Raw genomic sequence first — 21,174 nt, forward strand, 5'->3', positions numbered from 1 at the left:
TTTAGTGCGGGCCGGGACGCACGCCCCGGCCCGGTTGCGTTATACCAACCCGTATTGCCGCGTCAGGAGCGAATGCAACAGCGGCCCGAGCGTCTCCAGCGAGGCCGGCGACAGAATGTCCGCGTGCTCGCAGCTTTGGTGATGACAGATCAGCCCATCCAGATACGGTGCCCACACGGCGTTGATATCCATCTCCGGCGGCAGCGTCCGGTCGGCGACGAACAGCGTCGCCGTGCCGTGGAAACGCCGGCTGCGCGCCTGAGACAGAAGGCGCACCGCGTCGCGGTAGTTGGCGACGATGCTGTCGAACATCGCCGCCTTCTCCGCCATCAGCGCCGGATCGCCATGATCTTCCGCCATAAACTCGGCCTGTTCCTGCGCCACCTCCTTCTGCGCCTCCTCCTCGCTGGGGCCGGTCCAGTCCTGGCCTTCCGGCGGATAGGTATCCAGCATGCCGAGGAACGCCACCTCTTCGCCCTGCTGCTGCAAACGCGCGGCCATCGAGTGCGCCAGCGTGCCGCCGAGCGAATAGCCCAGCAGGTAATAAGGCCCCTGCGGCTGCAGGCGGCGCAGAGTGGCGAGATGACGATCGACCATCTGCTCAATGTCCTCGCAGGTGGCGATGGCGCCATCCGGCCTTGGCGACTGCAGGCCGATGATCGGGTAGCTCCCCGGCAGATAACGGCTCAGCCCCGAGTACTGCCAGGCGAAACCGGAAGCCGGGTGCAGACAGAACAGCGCCGGGCCTTGGCCGGCCCGCAACTGCAGGCACTCGCCGACGCCGCGGCTTTCGGCCGAGTTGGCGGCCTGCGCGTCATCGAGCAGGTGCGCCATCTTCTCCAGGCTGCGGGCGAACATGATTTGCCCGACGCTCAACGGCCGCGGGACGCGCCGCCGCAGCTCCGCCGCCAAACGCATCGCCAGCAGCGAGTGGCCGCCCAACGCGAAGAAGTCGTCGTCGGCATACACCGTCTCGCGCCCCAGCAGTTCCCCGAACAGCGCCGCCAGCAGGCGTTCGCTGTCGCTGTGCGGCGCGCGGCCGCTCTGCGGGTTCAACTGCGGCCGCGGCAACGCCTTGCGATCCAGCTTGCCGCTGGCGCTGAGCGGGAAGCTGTCGGTCATGACATAGCTGACCGGCATCATATGCGCCGGCAAACGCGCCTCCAGCGCCTGATGCAGCGCGCCGGTATCCAGCGTCACGCCCGGTTGGGCGATCAGCCAGGCGACCAACTGGCGCATATCGGCGCCGCCCAGCCCCGTCGCGCCCTCGCTTAATTCGATGGCGTGCACCGCCGCTTGCGCTACCCCCGGCTGCGCCAGCAGCGCCTGTTCGATTTCGCCCAGCTCGATGCGCTGGCCGCGGATCTTCAGCTGATCGTCGCTGCGGCCCAAATACTCGACGCTGCCGTCCTCCAGCCAGCGAGCGATATCGCCGGTGCGATACATGCGCGCGCCGTTGCCGGCGGGATCGGCGACAAACCGCTGCGCCGTCAACTCCGGCCGATGCAGATAGCCGTCGGCCAGCTGAATGCCGCGCAGGTAGAGATCGCCGGCGCAGCCGACGGGCACCGGCCGCAGCATGGCGTCGAGAATGCTCAGTTGGGTGTTCCAGACCGGTTTGCCGATCGGCACGCCGGCGCCGTTCACCGCCGCCAATGCCTCGCCGGACGCCGGTTGATAGGTAACATCAACCGCCGCCTCCGTCGGGCCATACAGGTTGTGCAGCGGCGCGGCGACCAACGCCTGATAGCGGGAAGCCAGTTCGCACGACAGCGCTTCGCCGCTGCAGAACACGCGTTTCAGGCTGGCGGCGGCGCGCCGTGGCGCCCGCTCGTTCAAGGCCTCCACCCAGATAGCCAACATGGACGGAACGAAATGCAGCGTGGTCACGCCATAGTCGTCGATCAAGGTCGTCAGCGCCTGCGGATCGCGGTGCGCCTCCGGCGGCGCCATCACCAGGCGCGCGCCGACCATCAGCGGCCAGAAGAACTCCCAGACGGAAACGTCGAAGCTGCACGGCGTTTTCTGCAGGATCACGTCCTGCGCATCGAGCGCATACTCGTGCTGCATCCAGAACAGGCGGTTGACGATCGCCCGGTGGTTCACCACCACGCCTTTCGGCCGCCCGGTCGAACCGGAGGTATACAGCACGTAGGCGGGATGATCGCCGCTCCCCGCCGGTGGGCGCGGCGCCGGTTCGCGCCCGCTGTCGTCCAGCGCATCGAACCGCAGCGTCGGCGCCAGCACGGCGAAGCGGGCATCCAACGCGCTTTCGGTGATAATCAGCCGCGGTTTGGCGTCCTCCACCATGTAGGCCAGCCGCTCGTCCGGGTAACCGGTATCCAACGGCAGCCAGGCCGCGCCGGTTTGCACAATCGCCGTCAGCGCCAGGCTGAGGCGCACGGAACGCGGCAACGCCACCGCGACGATATCGCCCGGCTGAATGCCGGCCGCCGTCAGCCGTTCGGCCAACAGCGCGGCCTGGCGCTGCATGTCACGGTAGCTGAGGCTGTGCCAGGCGTCCTGCAGCGCGATGCGTTCCGGCGTGCGCCGCGCTTGATCGGCGATCGCCTGATGCAGAGTGGTGTCCGCCACCGCCTGCCCGGTGCGGTTGACCGCCGCGATCAGCGCCTGCTCCTGCGGCGTTTGCAATTGCCAGCGCGGCAACGGCAGATCCGGTTGCGCAATCCATTGTTGCAGCAGCGCCATCAGCCGCGCGGCGAAGCGTTCAGGCTGCGGCACCGAATCGCGGTACTCCATCAGCAGACGCAGGCGCTCGCCCGGCAGCACCAGCAGCGTCAGCGGATAGTGGGTATAGCCTTTGTTACGGATAGCGTCGCAGCGCAGCGACCCTTCGCCGCCCAGCAGAGCGTCGTTGTCCGGATAGTTTTCCACCACCAACAGCGTATCGAACAGCGTGCCCGCCCCGGCCAGATGCTGGATCTCCCCCAACCCCAAATCGTCGTGCTCCAGCAGTTCAATCTGCCGGTGCTGCAGTTCGGTCAGCTGTTCCGTCAACGAACGGTCATGCTGCAGACGAACCCGCACCGGCAGCGTGTTGCTGAACAGGCCAACGTGTTCCTCGACCCCTTCTATCTGGCCAAAGCGGCCGGAAACCGGCGAGCCGAACACCACGTCCTGATGGCCGCAACAGCTGGCCAACTGCAGCGCCCAAATGCCCTGCATCACGGTATTGAGCGTCAACCCACGCTCGCGGCACAGGGTCAGCAAGCGCCTTTCCTCGGCCGGCGGCAGCGTCATTTCCAACTCCTGCACGCGATCGTCCTGCACTTCACCGAACAGCAACGTCGGGCGCACATCCTGCAGCGTCTCACGCCAGAGGCGGCGCGAAGCTTCAGCATCCCGCGCGGTCAGGCGGCGCACGATATCGGCGTAGTTCGAACGCAGCGGCGGCAATGCCTGCTCGCCTTCACGCAATGCCAGCATCAGATCGTTGAGCACCACCGGCGTCGACCAGCCGTCGACAATCAGGTGGTGCGCGTTAAGGAACAGCGTGTAGCGTTCGCTATCGCCGTGTTTGATCCGCAGCGCATGCAGCATCGCGCCCGGCTGATTAAACAGATCGCGCTGCAGCTCTTTCTGTTCCAGCTCATTCAGCGCCTGCATTTCTTGCTCTTCGGACAGCGGCGGCAGCCTGTGGCTGTCCAGCGGCCAATGGCTTTCCTGCGGTATCAGCTGCAGCGGTTCGCCCTCGAGGTTGAATCGGGCGGCCAGCTGCGGATGGCGGCGGATCACCGCATTCATCGCCTGCTGGAGTTGATGTTCGTCCAGTTCGCCGCAGAGGCTCAGGCGCGTCAGCGAGTTATAGCTGCCGCCCTGCTGCGCCGTCTGCGCATGGAACAGCAGGCCGTGCTGCAACGGCAACAGCGGCAGCGCCGCGGCCAACGGCCCGCACTCCCGCTCCCAGGCGCGCACCGCCTCATCGTCGGCGCCCGGCTGGGCGATCTCGGCCGCCACCAACGTCGCCGCCGCGCGATCGGGATGCCGTTCGGCAAATTCGCACAGCGAACGCACCGCTTGTTCGATGCCGCTGTGCAACTGCGCAATGTCGCTCTCGCTGAAAATCCCCTCCAGCCAGCTCCAGTTGATCGCCAGGCAGGCGCCGTCGCGCCGTTCCTCGACAAAGATATTCACTTCCAGGCCATACGACAGCGCCTGCTGCGCATCCTGCGCCACGGCGAAGGCGTCGCGGAAGCGGGTTTGGCTGCGTTGCGGCGTCCAGTGCCCCTCATCCTGGCTGAAACGTCCGAGGTAGTTGAACAAGATCTCCGGCGCATTGCGCTGCGCCAGCGCCGCCAGTTCGTCACGCCGCGGGTGCAGATAACGCAGCTGGCCATAACCGACGCCGCGATCGGTCACCGCTCGCGTCGCCCGTTTCACCGCGCGCACGGCCTCATTGTGCTCGGCGTCATGCAGTTCAATGCGCAGCGGATACTCCGCCGTCAGCCAGCCGACGGTGCGGGCCAGATCGAGGCCGTCGTCCAGTTCGGCGCGGCCGTGCGACTCCAGAGAGAAACGCAGCGAAGCGGCCTGGAAACGCTGGCGGCAAGCCTGAGCCAGCGCGCACAGCATGATCTCTTCAACCTGGGCGCGGTATCCCTGCGGCAATGCGCCGAGCAGCGCGGCGGTCAGCCGGCTGTCGAGCAGCGTGCGTTTTTCCGATACGTCGCCCGTGCGATCGTTCAGCGGATCCAACGCTCGCCGTCCCAAACGCGGTGCGCCGTCCGCCAGCATCCGCCGCCAGAACGGCAGCTCGGTTTCCCGGCGTTCAGCGTCGGCTCGTAGGCGTGCAGACCACTCATAGAGCGAGGTTTCTTCCGGCGGCAATGTGATCGGCTGCCCCTGCATGGCGCTGTCGGCCACCTGCCGCAGTTCGTCGAGCAGGATGCGCCATGAAACGCCGTCGACCACCAGGTGATGGATCGCCAGCACCAGCCCCAGGCTCTGCCCGTCGCGCTGCAACAGGATCGCCTGCATCATGGCGCCGGCTGCCGGATCGAGATGGTCAAGCGCGGCATCAAACGCCTGTTCCGCCGCTGATTCCAGCTCACCGGACACGGTATCAACCTGCATCAGCTCACCGGCGGCGGCGGTTTCAACCACCAACTGACCGTCGCGGATCCGCGCGCCCAGCGCCGGGTGCGCCGCACGCAACTGCTCCAAGGCATAACGCAGCTGTTCCGGCTGCAGCTCGGCAGGCACGCGCAGGAAAACGCCGTGCGCGAAGCGACGATGCATATCGCCCGTCTCGGCAAACCAATGCAGGATCGGCAGCCCGTCGATCGGGCCTTGCTGCACGCTGCATGCGGCCTGAGAGCCAACGGCCAGCGGCTGCATCGCCTGCGCCATGCGCGCGGGGGTGTGCAGCGCGAAGATCTCGCGCGGCCGCAGCAGATACCCTTTGCGCCGCAGGGCGGTACCCAGCCCCATCGCCGAGATGCTGTCGCCGCCGAGCGCGAAGAAATCGTCGTCGGCGCCGACGCGATCCATCCCCAGCAGCTGCGCCATGGCGCCGCAAATCAGCCTTTCCTGCTCGGTGGCCGGCTCGCGAATGCTTTGCGCCAGCGTCTCCTGCGGTTTGGGCAGCGCCTGGCGGTCAATCTTGCCATTCACGTTAAGCGGCAGCTCCGGCATCACCACCAGGATCGCCGGCACCATATAATCCGGCAGACGCTGCGCCAGTTGCCCCAGCAGTTCGCTTTGCAGCGTGGGTGAGGCGCGCCGCGCGTCATTCTGCACCGAGCAATAACCGATCAGGCGATAGGTGGCGCCGATCGGCTCGGCGATCACTACCGCCCGCCCCACGTCCGGCAAGGCGGCCAAGGCGCTTTCCACCTCACCCAGCTCGACGCGGAAGCCGCGCACCTTGATTTGGTGATCGGTCCGGCCAATGAACACCAGCTGGCCCTCCGCGCTCCAGCGCATCAGATCGCCGCTGCGGTACATCACCTCGCCCTCGACAAACGGATTGGCGACAAAACGCGCCGCCGTCAGATCCGGGCGCCGCAGGTAACCGCGCGCGATGCCTTTGCCGGAAATGTACAGCTCGCCCGCCGCGCCGATCGGCACCGGCTGCAGGCGGCCGTCGAGCAGCCAGACTTCGGTATTGGCGAGAGGACGGCCAATCACCGGCTGTTCGGCGGCCGTGACCGGCGCGCCGAGGGTATCGACGGTGTATTCGGACGGGCCGTAATAGTTGTGGATCTCCACCTCCGGATGTTGCTGCATCAGGTTCCACAGCGTCGGCGTCGCCGCCTCGCCGCCGATCATCACGAACGCCGGCAGCGGGAACTGCCCTTTCAGCAGGCCGCAGTCCACCAGTTGCGAGAAGAACGACGGCGTGATGTCCAGCAGATCGATCGGCGTCTGCTGGGTTTGTTCCAGCAGCGCCCAGGGGTCGCGGCGCAGCTCCTCATCGAAGATAACCAGTTCGCTGCCCATCATCATGCAGAACAGCGGTTCCCAAGAGGAGTCGAAAGAAAACGAAGCGGTATGGCCGGCGCGCAAACGGCGCGCGTGGCGAGCCTGGAATTTTTCGATCGCCGGGCCAAACAGAGAGGCCTGATGCGACAGGAACAGGTTCAGCAGCCCGCGGTGCGTGGACATCACGCCCTTGGGTTTGCCGGTCGAACCGGAGGTGTAAATCATATAGGCCAGATGCGCCTCGTTCAGCGGCGCACGCCGTTCGTCATCCGTTATCGGCGTGGCCTCGGCGGCCGCGCAGCGCGCCAGGCACGCTGCGTCGTCCAGGCACAATACCTGCGGCAGATCCGGCATATTGACCTGCGTCGCGCGGTGGGTCAGCAGCATCGCCGGCCGCGCGTCGTCGCACATCAGCGTCAGGCGTTCACGCGGGTAATCCAGATCGAGCGGCATATAGGCCGCGCCGCTGGCCAACACGCCGAACAGCGCGACCAGCGTGTTCACCGAGCGCGGAATGCCGATGGCCACCACGTCTTCCGCGCCGATGCCGCTTTCGATCAGCACTCGCCCCAGCTGCATCACCCGTTCGGAGAGCTGACGGTAGCTGAGGCGCTCGTCGCCGCAGGCCACCGCCAACGCCTCGGGCTGCCGCTCAACCTGGCGCTGGAACGCATCCATGATTGACACCATGCCCGCCGGCGGCGTCAGATCGGCGCCGCGCCCCCAGGCCGCGAGTTGCCTTAGCTCCCCTTCGCTGATCAACGCCAGTTGACCGTTCGGCTGGTGCGGCTGCCGCGCCAACTGCTGCAGCCAATGGCCGATGCGCTCCGCGTGGTGATGCAAGGTGCGCGGCGAGTATTTGGCCGGGTTGGCGACTAACGACAGCGTCAGCACGCCGTTGCGAAAGCCGATCTCAAACTCCAGGTCATCGACCGGCCCCATCGCCAGCGTATGGGTAACGGCCGCCTGGCCGTCGAAGGACAAGGCGCTGTGGTAGACCTTGACGTTGATCACCGGGCCGTACAGTTCCTGATGGCCGCCGACCAGGCCGAGATCGCGTTTGATCTGCTCCGCTTCATAGCGTTGATGGCGGCGCGCCTGTTTGATTTGCGCCACGGTCGCCTGGCAGACGTCCGCCAGCGACATCTCCGGCGTCACGTTCAGCAGCAGCGGCAGCACGTTAACCACCGGGCCGACCGCCGCCAGCGCCTGGGAGCCCATACGGCGCATGAAAGGAAAGCCGAGTGAAAAACGGGTTTCGCCGCTCATGCGCGCCAGATACATCGCCAACGCCGCCGTGACGATATCGGCCGGTTGCAGCGACTGCAGCGCCGTATCGCGCAGCGCTTCGTCAAACAGCGATTCCGGCAGCACCAGCGCCTGTTTGAGCGGCCGGGCGCCCGGTTCAACCTCCCGACTCTCCGTCGATAATGACAGCGGCGACGGCAAATCGCGCAGATGCTGTTGCCAGAATTCGGCCGCCCGCCGGCGCGCCGGCGACGTTTGCCATTGCTGAAACTCTTCCACCACCTTGCCGAACGGGGTAAACGGCGAGGCCGCCGGAGACAGCCCGTGGCGCAGCGCGCGATAGATATCGGCGATCCGGCGGGTGATGGCTTCGAAACTGAAGCCGTCCAGGGTCAGATGATGAAAGCGCTGGTACCAGAACCAGCGATCGGCGCTGACGCGGATCAGCGCATGGCGATAGAGCGGCCGCTCGCCGTCCGCAGGCAAATCCTGCGCCAGATCGTCGTTCATCAGCGCCAGCGCCGCCTGCTCGGCGTCCGGCCGCGCGCTGAAATCGAACCACTCCGGCGCCTGTACGCGCGCCGGGTCGGCTATCAGCGGTAAACGCTGCACCGGCTGGCCGTCCTGCGCCTCAAAGAACCGCGCCTGAACCGTATCCGCTTCGGCCAGCCCCTGACGGATCGCGCGCTCCAGCGCCGAACGATCGATAGCGCCGTGCAGTTCGGTGTAGTGCGCCACGGCGAAGCTGTTGCGGCGCAGCGCGATTTGGTCGGCGACCCAGATCCCCGGTTGCGCCGCAACCAGCGGATAATCCCGATACTCGACCTGAGTATCCGGTAAAGAAAGCGTTTCTGACATGGTGTCTGTCCTTTCCCTCAAACGGAATGTATCGATGTGGTTGCCTGGCGCTTAACGCGCCGCATCCGCCGCTTTCAGCGCCGCCGGCCGCATGTCCTGCCAGTGCGTTTCGATGTAGTCGATGCATTCGCCGCGCGACGCCGGCCCCATCAGCACGCGCCACCCCTGCGGCGTATCGGCAAACTGCGGCCACAGTGAATACTGCTGCTGCGCGTTGACCAGCACGGAGAATCGGAGGCTTTCGTCATCGAACGGGTTTTGTTGTTCCTGAGTCATTTTCATTACCTGTCTGTCAAAATGTGTGGGTTATTCCATCACGGCAAGCAGTCGGCGCACGCCGTCCACCAGGCCGCCGCGCCAGCAAAGCGCATCGTGCCCGCCGGAAAACACGCGGTATTCGGCGCGGTGCCCGGCCGCCGTCAGCGCCTGATGCATCTGGCGATTGACGAATTCGATGTCCGCCTCCCGATCGCCGGCCTGTTGGATCACGGTGAGCTTGGGTGTCGCCGCGCTGCGCTGCCGTACCTGGCGTATCAGCCAGCCTTCCTCCAGTTCGTGGCGTTTTTCGAATTGGGTAACGAATTGCACCGTAGGCCACCAGAAGGAGCCGGACTGGCTCAGCACGTGGCCGAAGCGCTCTGGCCAGTGCAAACCGGCATATAACGCCGCCAGCCCGCCGTAGCTCTGGCCGGCGACGACGGTGCGCGCCCCTGCCTCGCTGAACGGTTCGCGCCGCTGCGCCTGCGGCAGCAGTTCGTCGATCACCGCCTGCCAAAACGCGGCGTTGCAAGGCAGCTCGTTTTCCCTGTGTTCGCCATCGATCGCATCGATCAGCAACCAGCACGCGGGCGGCAACCGCCCTTTCGCGGTTTCGTTCTCGATCACCGGCAACAGCGCGTGCCTTTCGATCCAGTTTTGGCCATCGAGCAGCAGCACCAGCGGGCGGTTCGCTTTCACCGCCGCCTCGCCGCTGGCATACAGCCAAACGCGCCGCTGGTTACCCAGCCGTGCGCTGTGCCACTGAAAAAGCTGTAGCCGCGCCTCATCCAGCGGCCGATCGGCGGCCTGCCAGGCGCTTTGATCGTCGGCATCCGGCCCTTGCGCCAGGGATACGGGCCGCGGGCGATGAGACGGCCCCAGAGAGAGGCGATTCAGCGGATCGGCGATCGCCAACGGGAACAGCGATACCCACCAGGCACGCTGCTGGCGGTCGCGTAACGTTTCGTCGTCGCTGAAGACGGGGGGGAGGTCTCGCTCGGTAATGGGGATCAGGCTGTAGCTGCCGCGCCAGCGGCGATCGATAACGGCCGAGCCGTACCAAACGTCGGTGCCGGGGAGCCTGGTCAGGCTGCTGGGGGACGTGCTGTGGTGATCGGTAATGCCGTTGATATCGGCGTAAACGCGGCATATCGGCGAGTGCCGTTCATCGCCGGCGGGGTCGCGCCATAACCAGGTCATTTTGACGTGCTGTTCATCGTGCGCTTCGACGATGGGCGTGCCGTGAGCGGCAACCTTCTGCCACCACGCGGATTGCCCTGCCGCCTCTTCACGCAGCCATTGCGCCGCCAATCCCTCAAGGTCGTTTCCTGGCCTCTTTTCCGGCAAAAACTCCATAGCGCCCCTTACATAACATGAGTGATTTTTACAAAACCTGACAATCGTATTGATACTCATTATCATTTTCAATACTATTTGTCGGATTTTTACCGTCGTGCAAACACGACGTCTCCACGTCGACGGGATAAGACCGCTTGTCGGCATTTCGGGGTTTATCAGGGTGGCATGACACACAAAAGCAGGTATGCAGGAGAGATAATGAAGATTAAAAACAAAGGGATAGAAAACGGAAATGCGGAGGCGATGTCCGCCAAGCGTCTGTTGCTGGGATCGGCGCTGGCGTTATTGCCCTTGGCGCCACACGCGTCTGCGGCAGCGGACGAAACGATTTTGGTGACCGCCGACGCGCAAAACAGCGTGACCGCGCCGGTCAAAGGGATCGTCGCCAAAGAGAGCGCCGCCGGCACCAAGACCGCCGCCCCTCTGCGCAAGACGCCGCAGTCCATCTCGGTGGTCACGCGCGAGCAGATGAATGACCAGGAGCCGGCGTCGGTCGCCGACGCGCTGAACTACACCAGCGGGGTGATCACCACCTACCGCGGCAACTCCAACCGTAATGACGAAGTGATCAGCCGCGGCTTCCGCTATGCGCCCAAGCTGCTCGACGGTCTGCACTTTGGCCTTTCGAGCCAAAACGGCGGCGCCGGGCAGATCGATCCCTGGCTGCTGGAGCGCGTGGAGATGGTGCACGGCCCGGCCGGCGTGCTGTACGGCCAGGTCAGCCCCGGCGGCGTGGTGGTGATGACCAGCAAGCGCCCTACCGCCCAGAGCATTCACGAAGTCAAATTCAGCACCGGCAACCGCCATCTGGCGGAAACGGCGTTCGATTTCGGCGGCAAGCTCAACGACGACAACACCCTGTTCTACCGCCTGAACGGTATCGCCCGAACCGAACACGAGTTTGTCAAAGACAGCAAGCAGCAACGGGTGGCCATCGCCCCGGCCTTCACCTGGCTGCCGAACGAAGACACCAGCTTTACGCTGCTGACCAGCTACCAGAACGATCCGAAAGCCGGGTCGCGCAACTTCCTGCCGCGCGCCGGCACGCTGTTCCCGACCAGCGCGGGCTATGTGCCCTATGACTTTAACATCAGCGAACCCAGCTTCAACAAGTCGCGGCGCGAGCAGGCGTCGATCGGCTACAGCTTCGAACATAACTTCAGCGATGCGCTGTCGTTTACCCAGAACCTGCGCTTCACCCACCGCGATGAAGACTATAAGTATCTGGTTTATAACGTAAACTCGAAGGTCAACGACCACACCGTCACCCGCATGGCGCAGCATGAAACGCAGATGACCAACGAGTTTGGCGTGGATAACCAGCTGAAGGGCCTGTTCGATACCGGCGAAGTGAAACACACCGTGCTGGGCGGGCTGGATTACCGCTACAGCCATAGCGATTATAAAATGTATCGCGATCGCGGCAACGATTACCCGATCGACTGGGCCAACCCGGTTCGCCCCAGCATCGATGGCAGCACGCTGGCGCTGGCTTCCAGCGACTTGAAGACGCTGAATCAGATCGGGGTGTATCTGCAGGACCAACTGGAGTGGAATAACTGGAATCTGTTGCTGTCCGGCCGTCAGGACTGGTCGCAGGTCAACACCCGCGATCGCACCAGCGGCGGAAAGGAACAGACCTACAACGATGCCCAGTTCACCGGCCGCGCGGGCCTGCTCTACGCTTTCGACAACGGCATTTCGCCGTATGTCAGCTACAGCACCTCGTTCGATCCTAACCTGTACCCAAGCGCGCCGGGCGCCGATCCGCTCAAGCCGACCACCGGCAAACAAACCGAGGTGGGCGTGAAGTACCAGATCCCGGGCGGCAATACCCTGCTGACCCTCTCCTGGTTCGACATTACCCAGCGCAATGTGGCGTCTTACAACCGTCTCACCTCCGCCTACGAGCAGATCGGGGAGGTGAAATCCAAAGGGATTGAGGCGGAAGTGCACGCCCAACCAACGCCGGAGATCAAGCTGACCGCCGCCTATACCTACACCGACGTCGTGACCAAAGACTCCAACTCGGCGGACGAAATCGGCCACAGCCCGGCGGGCATCCCGCGCCACGCGGCATCCGCCTGGGGCAGTTACAGCTTCCTGAGCGGCGCGCTGAACGGCCTGACCGTCGGCAGCGGCGTGCGTTACATCGGCGATGCGCCGGCCGACGCCATCGGCCAGTACGACGTGCCGCACTACACGCTGTACGATGCCATGGTGAAATATGACCTCGGCCAGGCTTCGTCGGCGCTGCGCGGCGCGGCGCTCCAGCTCAACGTGCAGAACCTGACGGACAAGAAATACGTCTCATCCTGCAGCGGCGAGTACGCCTGCTTCTATGGCAGCGGCCGCAGCATCATCGCTTCGGTCAACTATCGCTGGTAACAAAAAGGGGTGGCCAACATCGTAATGTTTGTCAGTTAGCGTTTTTCTGAAGATATTGATGACGTTTTCGGGCGATAAATGAAAATGAGCAAGGGGCCGTAAGATGCGGCCCCTTGCAACCCACGCCTTTGTCCAATCCCCATGCCGCACGCGGGTTAACTCGTGCGGCATGGTCATCAGGCGTTACGCCCCGCCATCACGCCGCCATCGATATCCCAGATAGCGCCGGTCACCCAGCCAGTCTTGTCAGAAAGCAGGAAAGCGACGGTTTCCGCGATGTCGACCGGTGAACCCACGCGTCCGATCGGATGAAAGCTGTCAAAGCTGTTCATCACATCCTTCACGTCGTCTTTCGGAATGAAGCCCTCATAAATCGGCGTGTGAACGACAGCTGGAGAAACCGCATTCACACGGATCCCTTTTTCACCCAGTTCAATAGCCAAGTTTTTGGTCAGCGCGTGCAGACCGGCTTTGGCCATTGAGTAGGCTGAAGACGGTGTGGCACCGATGGCCTGTCGTGCCCACATAGAGCCAATATTGACGATAGCGCCTTTGATATCGGCCTCGACCATATTGCGCACTACGTCGCGGGTGATAAAAAACGTGGCGCGGTTAATGCTCATGTACATGTCATAGTCTGACGCTTCATGTTCTGTAAACGGTTTCGGGAAGAACACGCCAGCCGCATTGACCAGCAGACTGATATCTTTGTGTTCGCTGTTAATGATGTTCACTACATGCTGCAGACCTTCTTCTTTCATCAGGTCTGCAACGATGACGGAAACCTGGCCGTCTGCAGTCAGCGCCTGACGGGCCTGCTCGGCTTTGTCCTGACGATGGCCAACAAGCACCACGCTGCCGCCGCTTTTCAGGACCCGCTTCGCCGTTTCGAAGCCCATACCGCTTGTACCGCCGACCACTAACAGTTTTTTGCCAGCAAAAGATGTATTCATCGCTAACCTCTTTACATTCATCTGGTTGTCATTAATAAGAAGCCTTGCTTCTCATCGTGTGAAACCAGATTGCCACCCTGAAAACCGATTGACGACTGAGAAGAAATTGCGACACAGGAAAGAAAATCTTTCTCGCCGGCGTATACTGAGGAAAAGAATGAATCAGGATGATCACAATGCGATCGTTAAACCGACTTAAATGGCTGCACGCTTTTGAAGCCACCGCCAGGCATGGCAGTTTTACCGGCGCGGCACAGGAGCTGGGCGTCACACCCGCCGCCGTAGGTCAGTTGGTCCGTTCGCTGGAAGACTGGGTCGGACACCCGCTTCTTCACCGCACCCGCTCCGGCAAGGAGCGGCTGACGCTGGTAGACGAAGCGCAGGAGGCCCTACAAGATATCACTCAGGGTCTCGATAAGCTGGAAACCGGTTTAAGTAAGCTTCGTGGTCGCCGGTCACGCTCGGTGGTCGTGGTGACGGCGTCCCAGGTACTGATGATGAACTGGCTGATGGACCGCCTGAACCGGTTTGCGGAAACGCATGAGAATATCGATCTGCGGCTTAACGTCACGGAAAAGCTGATGGACGTGTCGTATGGCGAGGCGGATATCGGCATTCGCTGTGGACAGGGAGATTGGCCCGGCGTGAGTAAAACCTGGCTAATGGATGAGGAAGCCGTGCTGGTCTGCAGCCCACGCCTGGCTCCCCCCGAGAAAATGGCCTGCAGTGAATGGCTCGCCACGCAAAAACTCATTCACGATGACACGCCGCATCCTGGTGCGGATTTTCCATCATGGGGTGATGTGCTGAGAGCGGTCGGTGCGCCCGAAACGCTGGAAAGCGGGCTGCATATCAATTCTACTTCAGCAGTGATCCTGTCGGCGCTGAGCGGCAGGGGCGTGGCCATCGTTCGAAACGCTCTGGTAAAGCAGCTTATCGAAACCGGGCAGTTGGTTCATCTCCATCCCGACCATCGCTGGCCACTTAGATGGTCCTACTATCTGGTCACCCCGCAGCAAAATGTCATGCGTGATGAAGTGAAAATTTTCCACGACTGGCTTCTTCAGGACGTCGTCTCAGACCGTTCATAAACGATCATCGCAGCTATTGCGCTACCTCGGCATTCGCCCTGGGGCGTCGTGCCCTTTCCCGCCGCCTTTACTCCTGTTTCAATTCCCGCAAGTGCTTGTACACCGTGGCGCGCCCCATCGACAGCACGTTGGCGATGTAGTCCGCGGCGCTTTTGGCCTTGAACGCGCCCTGATGGTAGAGATCGCTGACCAGTCGCCGTTTTTGTTCGCGGCTTAGCGCGCCGAGCGCGGCGTTTTCGCGCCGCAGCCAATCGTGCAGGAAGGTGTTGATCTTCTCCTGCCAGTCGTCTTTGAACAGCTCTTGTGGCTGTGGTTGCAATCGCGTGACCGACAGGAACATGTCCAGCGCGTTGCGGGCGTCCTCGAACATCGCGGTGCTCAGGTTGATGCACAGCAGATAACTGGGCTTGCCCTGCTCGTCGCGTGCGGCAATGCTCACCGAACGCATCTTTTTGCCGTCCCAGTTCAGCTTCTCATAGGGGCCGGTCACGCCGGCGCCGCCATCGAGCTCGAAGTCTTCCAGCCCGGCGTCGTCGCCCGGTTTGCGCTTCGACAGGTTGTTCGCCAGATAGGCAATCTTGTTGGTGGCCAGATCGTGGATCACCACTTCCGCATTCGGGAAAAACAGCGCCGCGATGCCGTCAGCGACCGAGCGCAAAAGTTCGAGTTGAGAAGAAGAGTTCGGCACGCTGGGGTATCTCCGTATGGCCCGGTTTGGTTGGCTGTTCAGCTGCTTAGCATACCGCAGTTGCCGCCGCTTGCCGAGTGGAGCGGCGGCAAGCGGCGTATCCTTCGCCGGTTATTCCGCCTCGGCGCCGCGCCGATAAAACACGTAGCTCTCGCGCGCCACGCTGTCGCGGACCCGATAGCGCCAGATCAGCCCGAGCGTGGTAAACCACAGCGGCATGCTGCACAGCGCGATCAGCGTATCGCTATCGAACACCATCAGCACCAGCGTAAAGGCGAAGAATGCCAGCGTCAGCCAGGCCATCGCGACCCCGCCCGGCATTTTGAAGTGCGAAGCGGCGTGCAGATCCGGCCGCTTCTGGCGATACACCAGATAGGCGACCAAAATCATGCCCCAGCTGTAAACCACCAGGATCGCCGCCACGGTAGAGACGATGGTGAACAGCGTCATGACGTTCGGCACCAGTACCAGCAGCAAGGTGCCGGCCACCATGCAGAAGCAGGAAAACAGCAGGCTGCGGATCGGAATGGCCGTGGTGCGAGACAGAATGCGGAACTGACCGTGGGCATGCTTTTCCATCGACAGGCTGTACAGCATGCGGGTGCTGGAATACACCCCGCTGTTGGCCGAGGACATCGCCGAAGTCAGCACCACGAAGTTGATCACCGCGGCGGCGGCCGGCAGCCCCGCCCGATCGAACAGCATCACGAACGGGCTGCTGTCCGGCGAGATGTGGCTCCATGAGGTGACGGCGATAATGGTCAGCATCGAGCACACGTAGAAGACGATGATGCGCGCCGGGATCGCGTTGATCGCCTTCGGCAGCACCTTCTCGGGGTTTTTGGTCTCCGCCGACATCGTGCCCAGCAGCTCGATGCCGGTGCAGGAGAAAATGGCGATCTGGAAACCGGCGAAAAAGCCGAAGATGCCGTGCGGCATGAAAATGGCGGGATCGGTGACGTTATGCAGCGAAGCGGTCACGCCGTCCGGCGAAGTCCAGCCGCTGAACACCATCCAGGCGCCGGTGGCGATCAACGCGACGATCGCCACCACCTTGATCATCGCGAACCAGAATTCGGCCTCGCCGAACATCTTGACCGACAGCATGTTGAACAGACACAGAAACCCCAGCGTCAGCAGCGCCGGCAACCAGGGCGAGACGTCTGGCAGCCAATATTGCACGTAGCCGCCGCACACCACCACGTCGGCAATGCAGGTCACGACCCAGCTCAGCCAGTAGGACCAGCCGAGAAAAAAGCTGGCGCGCGGCCCCAGGTATTCGGAGACAAAATCGGCGAACGAGCGGTAATCGAGCCGCGTGAGCAGCAGCTCCCCCATCGCCCTCATGACCATGAACATGAAAAAGCCGACGATGGCGTAAGTCAGTACGATCGAGGTGCCCGATAGCGCGAGGGTTTTCCCGGCGCCCATAAACAGCCCGGTGCCGATGGCGCCGCCGATCGAAATCAGTTGAATGTGGCGCGCGCTCAGCCCGCGCTGCAAAGTTTGGGCACAGTGAGGCCCCTCGGCTGAACCTGGGCTCAGCCGATCGCAGTGGTTTTTTGTCATGGTGTTACCTGTCCGTCGTTAAGGCGATTAAGCAACCGATGCGCGGTTGCAGCAGGAATGAAACGCCCGCGGGCGCTCTAACCGGCAAAAAATTGAGACCAAACGCTGCCCGCCCCGTTGTGACAGGGAGGTAATAATAATGGGTACCAAGAAAATGCTCTCGTGAGCCGTCGTATCGCCCACGGTTGGCGTACAAAGCCTGAGCGTGGTGGGTAAACACTACAATATCAAATGGTTATACTTTCCCTTGTGCAACAAAAAAACGACGCCGGAGCCGTTTTAACATTAATTTAACTCTGGCGAGGGGAAATGCCATTGTCAACATGGCAGTTAAATAAAATGAAACTTTTTGATCACATTCAAGCTTCTGAAAAATAGATAAAAAGGGTTTTTATGCGCTTTATATGCATAAATTATGCATGTGATCGCTCACCGTCGACAAAAAGTAATTAACTATTCATTTACCGCTCTGCAGGCGGCGAAAAACCGTCCGCTGGCCCGATGAGAGGGGGGCTAACAACCGGCATAATTAGTGGTAAATTTAGCGTCGCAAAGTGTTATGCGCTTGCTAATCCACGGTTAAACGAAATAAATACCTCTAATATATAAAGGTTGGTTATGGAAAAGCTATCCTACGCTTCAGACAGCAGCACCACCGCTTGGGCTACATATCTGCAACAAATCGATCGCGTCGCCCCTTACCTCGGCGACCTGTCACGCTGGGTTGATACGCTGCGTCACCCTAAGCGCGCTTTGATTGTCGATATCCCGCTGCAGATGGACGATGGCACCATCCGTCACTTCGAAGGTTTCCGCGTACAGCACAACCTGTCGCGCGGGCCGGGCAAAGGCGGCATCCGCTTCCACCCTGACGTCGATCTGAACGAAGTGATGGCCCTGTCCGCCTGGATGACCATCAAGTGTGCCGCGGTCAACCTGCCGTACGGCGGCGCCAAGGGCGGCATCCGCGTCGACCCGTTCAAACTGTCTGAAGGTGAACTGGAGCGACTGACCCGCCGCTACACCAGTGAAATCGGCTTCATCATCGGGCCACAGAAAGACATTCCTGCGCCGGACGTCGGCACCAACGCCAAAGTGATGGCCTGGATGATGGACACCTACTCCATGAACCACGGCACCACCATCACCGGCGTGGTCACCGGCAAACCCATCCACCTCGGCGGTTCCCTGGGCCGTGAGAAAGCGACCGGCCGCGGCGTGTTCGTCACCGGCAGCGAAGTGGCCAAGCGTCTGGGCGTGCAGATCGAAGGCGCCAAAGTGGCGGTACAAGGCTTCGGTAACGTGGGCAGCGAAGCGGCCCGTCTGTTCGTCGGCGTCGGCGCGCGCGTCGTCACCATCCAGGACCACTCCGCTACCCTGTTCAACGCCGACGGCATCGACCTGGTGGCGCTGACCGAATACCAGGCCAAGCACAAGCAGATCGCCGGCTTCCCTGGCGCCAGCGAGATCGAGAGCGAAGCGTTCTGGTCGGTCGACATGGACATCCTGATCCCTGCGGCGCTGGAAGGCCAGATCACCCGTCAGCGCGCCGAAATCCTCAGCGCCAAACTGGTGCTGGAAGGGGCTAACGGCCCAACCTTCCCGGAAGCGGACGACATTCTGCGTTCCCGTAACATCACCGTGGTTCCGGACGTTATCTGTAACGCCGGCGGCGTAACGGTCAGTTACTTCGAGTGGGTGCAGGACATGGCGAGCTACTTCTGGAGCGAGTCCGAGATCAACGAGCGTATGGACAAGATCATGACCGACGCGATGGTCCACGTCTGGAACAAGGCCGCCGAGAAAGAGTGCAGCCTGCGCACCGCCGCTTATATCGTGGCCTGTGAGCGCATCCTGACCGCACGTAAAGAGCGCGGCATCTACCCAGGTTGATGCCAGCTTATTTGGCCTGCGAGCGGGCCATTGTATCAGGGGGCGAAAGCCCCCTTTTTCGTTTCACCTATTTTTGAAACAAGGCCACGATTTCCGGCGAATACAGGTCGGGATATTTTTCTGCCGCCCCGAGTATATTCTGACGAACCGTTTTACCTTTTACGCTTGGATCTGCTGCCACATACTCTGCCGGGAAAGCCAGCGCATCTTTATCGGCACCCGCAGCCAACAACGCCTTGACGCAGTCAGGATTATTGCTGGTCAGGCTTTCCAGCAGCGGTGTGCCAACAGGCCAGGCCTGTTGCTGGGGCGGTTGAGCATCGATAGAGGTTCCGGGTTTATGCAACAAGGCGATACGCTGCGCCGCTTGCGGGTCCGGCTGGCCGTCCTGGGAAGAATCCCGCGTGCAAACAAAGTGCAAAGGCGTTGATCCTACCTTGCTGACGCCATAAGGATCTGTACCGGCGGCTACCAGCAGTTTGATGACCTCCAGATTAGCCGCCCCTTCCCCCATGATCGGTGAGAATCCTTGCGGGGTAACCTGCTTGGCATCCGCACCAGATTGCAGCAACAGTTTCACTAACGCGGGCGCGGCTCCTTGGCTTTGGGCGGCGGCAATAAGCGGTGTATTAGTCCCCCCTTGCGCAATGACATTGGTATTGGCACCCGCTTTTAGCAAGCTCTGTAAAATGTGAAGGTCATCATCGGATAATTCAGACTTGTCGGTATTTCCCAACGCTGACAACAATACGGTTTCTCCATTGTCACTGATGGCTTGATTCACATTCACCGACATATCAAGAAAACGGTCGAGCAGCGCCGGCTGTTTGTAATAGGCGGCATACCATACCGTTTGAATAGTGGGGTGAGCGCCATTTTTGATCAGTTCATTAATGGTGTCCATATCGCTACTGCTCTTAGAGTAAGCATACGTCATTACCGACTCATCCAGTTTTTGGGTGAGTTCCTCTTGTTCGCCAGCGTGTGCGACAACCGAGCTCCCCAGCAGGCTCAGCGCCAGTGCGCAGGCTGTGGCACAGCGATTTAAAATAGGCATTTTTTTGTTCCTTCAAAATAATAAAAAAATTAAACAAGTGCTTTCCATTATTACGCAATGGTAATAATCACAGAATTCTTATGTATTCGTATGAAGCGTGCTAACAGATTTCCTTTCCATTTTAGTGGGGAGCCGTTTTTCTATCATAGGAAACAAACGAAAATCAAATTCATTACTGATGAGAACGCCTGGATAATTATGGCCTTTATTCTCGCCAAGAAAGTCAACTCAATTTTTACGCTTTTTTATCGTGTATTCCACCGCACTTTGCGGTTCGCATTCCCGGGGGGGCTGGGCTATACCTTAGGCATTCCCCTTTCTGCAGGAGTTGTGATCATGAGCAAGAAAAAGATCCTGATGCTGGTCGGCGACTACGCCGAAGATTACGAAACCATGGTGCCGTTTCAGGCATTGCAGATGATCGGCCATTGGGTGGACGCCGTGTGCCCCGGCAAAGCCGTCGGCGACTACATCCAGACCGCGATCCACGATTTTGACGGCGCGCAGACCTACAGCGAGAAACCCGGCCACCGTTTCACCCTGAACGCCGACTTCGCCGCCGCCAAAGAAGAGCACTACGATGCGCTCTTGATCCCTGGCGGTCGGGCGCCGGAATACCTGCGCCTGAATCCCGACGTGATCGCGCTGGTGCAGGCGTTTGACGCCGCGAAAAAACCGATCGCCGCCGTTTGCCACGGCCCGCAGCTGCTGGCAGCGGCCGGGGTGTTGAAAGGCCGCACCTGCAGCGCCTACCCGGCCTGCGCGCCGGAGGTGCGGCTGGGCGGCGGCCATTATGCGGAGATCGGCATCGATCAGGCGCACGTCGATGGCAATCTGGTCACCGCCCCGGCCTGGCCGGCGCATCCGCAATGGCTGGCTAAGTTCGCCGAGGTATTGGAGCAGTAACGCGCGCTAACGGAGCTGCTCGATCAGGAAATGGATGTCGTACAGCCAGCGTTTGGCGCGCGCGGAGCGCACCAGCATGGATACGCACAGCGGCCGGGTGTGTTCTTTACAGGCGGAGGGGGAAAACCAGCGCCCGGTATTGCTCGGCGGCTGGAAATAAAGCTCGTGATTGTAGTTGCCGCTGTCGACGCCGAAGGTATCGAAGTAGCGGCGCATCAACGTGTTGGAGTCGCTGAACGACAGGTTGAGCGCGGTGTTGATCTCGGTTTCCGGGGTGATGGCCACGCCCTTCTGCAGCCGGCCTGATGCGTTGAAGGCGGCGATAAGCGCGATGACCTGTTGCTGAATGTCTTCTGCCATGACGACCTCGAGCCGATATGAAGAAAAAGTGAGTGCAATTATCTGTCTGACTCTGCCCGCCGCGGCGAGTTCGGGATGCCGGCCGGGTTTTCTGTTTCTTTA

Annotated in this window: 12 protein-coding genes; 4 read left to right on the top strand and 8 right to left on the bottom strand. The window is 61.6% G+C overall.

Translation table 11 applies throughout. The annotated features are described in order from the left end of the window. Positions 1–39: 39 nt before the first annotated feature. The 3 genes from J0F90_RS12325 to fes are packed head-to-tail and all read right to left on the bottom strand — an operon-like array spanning position 40 to position 10,164. Positions 40–8,550 carry a non-ribosomal peptide synthetase gene (locus J0F90_RS12325; RefSeq protein ID WP_033640275.1) on the bottom strand — a complete coding sequence of 2,837 codons (8,511 nt, stop codon included), beginning with the start codon at positions 8,548–8,550 and terminating at the stop codon, positions 40–42. Between the two features lie 51 nt (positions 8,551–8,601). Continuing rightward, positions 8,602–8,826, bottom strand: a complete 225-nt coding sequence (locus J0F90_RS12330) for an MbtH family protein (protein WP_004937955.1) — start codon at positions 8,824–8,826, stop codon at positions 8,602–8,604. A gap of 30 nt (positions 8,827–8,856) precedes the next feature. Further along, positions 8,857–10,164: an enterochelin esterase gene (fes, locus tag J0F90_RS12335; protein WP_227944602.1), complete on the bottom strand. Its 1,308-nt coding sequence runs from the start codon at positions 10,162–10,164 to the stop codon at positions 8,857–8,859. Positions 10,165–10,365: 201 nt separating this feature from the next. Here fes and J0F90_RS12340 point away from each other — a divergent pair, with 201 nt between their 5' ends. After that, positions 10,366–12,555: a TonB-dependent siderophore receptor gene (locus J0F90_RS12340; RefSeq protein ID WP_033640273.1), complete on the top strand. Its 2,190-nt coding sequence runs from the start codon at positions 10,366–10,368 to the stop codon at positions 12,553–12,555. A gap of 176 nt (positions 12,556–12,731) precedes the next feature. On the opposite strand, the gene J0F90_RS12345 is transcribed toward J0F90_RS12340, so the two are convergent. Further along, positions 12,732–13,508 (bottom strand): SDR family NAD(P)-dependent oxidoreductase, encoded by a 777-nt coding sequence (locus J0F90_RS12345; RefSeq protein ID WP_033640272.1) that lies wholly within the window; start codon positions 13,506–13,508, stop codon positions 12,732–12,734. A 176-nt stretch (positions 13,509–13,684) separates the two neighbouring features. Here J0F90_RS12345 and J0F90_RS12350 point away from each other — a divergent pair, with 176 nt between their 5' ends. Then, the gene (locus tag J0F90_RS12350; RefSeq protein WP_033641411.1) at positions 13,685–14,599 is read left to right on the top strand and encodes a LysR substrate-binding domain-containing protein; all 915 of its coding nucleotides are present in this window, start codon (positions 13,685–13,687) and stop codon (positions 14,597–14,599) included. A 67-nt stretch (positions 14,600–14,666) separates the two neighbouring features. Here the strand turns inward: J0F90_RS12350 and J0F90_RS12355 are convergent, their stop codons facing one another. Continuing rightward, positions 14,667–15,287 (bottom strand): helix-turn-helix transcriptional regulator, encoded by a 621-nt coding sequence (locus tag J0F90_RS12355; protein WP_016927684.1) that lies wholly within the window; start codon positions 15,285–15,287, stop codon positions 14,667–14,669. Positions 15,288–15,398: 111 nt separating this feature from the next. After that, positions 15,399–16,856 (bottom strand): amino acid permease, encoded by a 1,458-nt coding sequence (locus tag J0F90_RS12360; RefSeq protein ID WP_033640271.1) that lies wholly within the window; start codon positions 16,854–16,856, stop codon positions 15,399–15,401. A 618-nt stretch (positions 16,857–17,474) separates the two neighbouring features. Here J0F90_RS12360 and J0F90_RS12365 point away from each other — a divergent pair. Then, on the top strand, positions 17,475–18,749 hold the full coding sequence (locus J0F90_RS12365; RefSeq protein WP_025302877.1) for a Glu/Leu/Phe/Val family dehydrogenase: 1,275 nt from the start codon (positions 17,475–17,477) through the stop codon (positions 18,747–18,749). A gap of 67 nt (positions 18,750–18,816) precedes the next feature. On the opposite strand, the gene J0F90_RS12370 is transcribed toward J0F90_RS12365, so the two are convergent. Then, a complete protein-coding gene (locus J0F90_RS12370) occupies positions 18,817–19,806 on the bottom strand; it encodes an ankyrin repeat domain-containing protein (protein WP_050072193.1) in 990 nt (329 codons plus the stop codon). Positions 19,807–20,142: 336 nt separating this feature from the next. Here J0F90_RS12370 and J0F90_RS12375 point away from each other — a divergent pair, with 336 nt between their 5' ends. Continuing rightward, positions 20,143–20,712, top strand: coding sequence for a DJ-1/PfpI family protein (locus tag J0F90_RS12375; protein WP_004937978.1), 570 nt, complete (start codon positions 20,143–20,145; stop codon positions 20,710–20,712). A 6-nt stretch (positions 20,713–20,718) separates the two neighbouring features. On the opposite strand, the gene J0F90_RS12380 is transcribed toward J0F90_RS12375, so the two are convergent. Beyond that, entirely contained in the window at positions 20,719–21,072 is a 354-nt protein-coding gene (locus J0F90_RS12380) for a DUF1493 family protein (protein WP_033640270.1), read from the bottom strand. Between the last annotated feature and the right edge of the window lie 102 nt (positions 21,073–21,174).

Origin of the sequence: Serratia marcescens subsp. marcescens ATCC 13880 (genome assembly GCF_017299535.1) — a bacterium.
Classification (GTDB): domain Bacteria; phylum Pseudomonadota; class Gammaproteobacteria; order Enterobacterales; family Enterobacteriaceae; genus Serratia; species Serratia marcescens.

Bases quoted from the DNA above. Each gene is read 5' to 3' on its own strand.
- J0F90_RS12345 (WP_033640272.1), bottom strand. From the start codon at position 13,508: ATGAATACATCTTTTGCTGGCAAAAAACTGTTAGTGGTCGGCGGTACA.
- J0F90_RS12380 (WP_033640270.1), bottom strand. From the start codon at position 21,072: ATGGCAGAAGACATTCAGCAACAGGTCATCGCGCTTATCGCCGCCTTC.
- J0F90_RS12330 (WP_004937955.1), bottom strand. From the start codon at position 8,826: ATGACTCAGGAACAACAAAACCCGTTCGATGACGAAAGCCTCCGATTC.
- fes (WP_227944602.1), bottom strand. From the start codon at position 10,164: ATGGAGTTTTTGCCGGAAAAGAGGCCAGGAAACGACCTTGAGGGATTG.
- J0F90_RS12365 (WP_025302877.1), top strand. From the start codon at position 17,475: ATGGAAAAGCTATCCTACGCTTCAGACAGCAGCACCACCGCTTGGGCT.
- J0F90_RS12370 (WP_050072193.1), bottom strand. From the start codon at position 19,806: ATGCCTATTTTAAATCGCTGTGCCACAGCCTGCGCACTGGCGCTGAGC.
- J0F90_RS12360 (WP_033640271.1), bottom strand. From the start codon at position 16,856: ATGACAAAAAACCACTGCGATCGGCTGAGCCCAGGTTCAGCCGAGGGG.
- J0F90_RS12375 (WP_004937978.1), top strand. From the start codon at position 20,143: ATGAGCAAGAAAAAGATCCTGATGCTGGTCGGCGACTACGCCGAAGAT.
- J0F90_RS12340 (WP_033640273.1), top strand. From the start codon at position 10,366: ATGAAGATTAAAAACAAAGGGATAGAAAACGGAAATGCGGAGGCGATG.
- J0F90_RS12350 (WP_033641411.1), top strand. From the start codon at position 13,685: ATGCGATCGTTAAACCGACTTAAATGGCTGCACGCTTTTGAAGCCACC.
- J0F90_RS12325 (WP_033640275.1), bottom strand. From the start codon at position 8,550: ATGTCAGAAACGCTTTCTTTACCGGATACTCAGGTCGAGTATCGGGAT.